The 524-nt window shown below is 65.6% G+C and carries 1 protein-coding gene; it reads right to left on the bottom strand.

The window, feature by feature from the left end; translation table 11 throughout:
* Positions 1 to 99 precede the first annotated feature (99 nt).
* Positions 100 to 524, bottom strand: a 425-nt coding sequence (locus PI246_RS18420; RefSeq protein ID WP_320552781.1) for a hypothetical protein, incomplete at its 5' end; no start/stop codon positions are given.

The raw sequence follows: 524 nt of genomic DNA on the forward strand, positions 1-524 counted from the left end.
CGGGCGTTGACACGTCGCGACCATGACCGACGACCCTTGCCGGCCAACGCATGCGCTGCGCGATGAGACGCAGCGCACGCGTGGCGCGGCTTGGGCCGCTCAATCAGTCTTGCCGGTACGACGCCGGGTGAAGTACGGATAGGCCACCACGAAGGCAAGCGCCGATGCAGTCCCAAGCAGCATGCGCACCGCCTGCCCCAGGGTGTGCGGCACATACAGGGCATGCGCCGACGCGTCATACCAGATCGCGTGCAGCATCATCAATCCGAACGAGGCCATTGGCAGTCCGAACACCAACCAGCCGAAAAAGCGCAGCGCCAGCGACGTACGCCCCTCGGCTAATTTGCCGACGACCTCTGTGCTGGCCAGGTGGTACTGGAACGGATCGGAGGTGGCGTATCTGGGCGGCGGCGGCGGCGCTGGCTCCGGCTGCACCGGCTGATGCGTCACCTGTTCGGCGCACGCCGGTTGGACCAGTTCGGCCACATTGGTTCTGGCCAACACGTCATGCAGCTTCGGATCCA

The organism is Luteibacter sahnii (genome assembly GCF_034063545.1).
GTDB lineage: Bacteria > Pseudomonadota > Gammaproteobacteria > Xanthomonadales > Rhodanobacteraceae > Luteibacter > Luteibacter sahnii.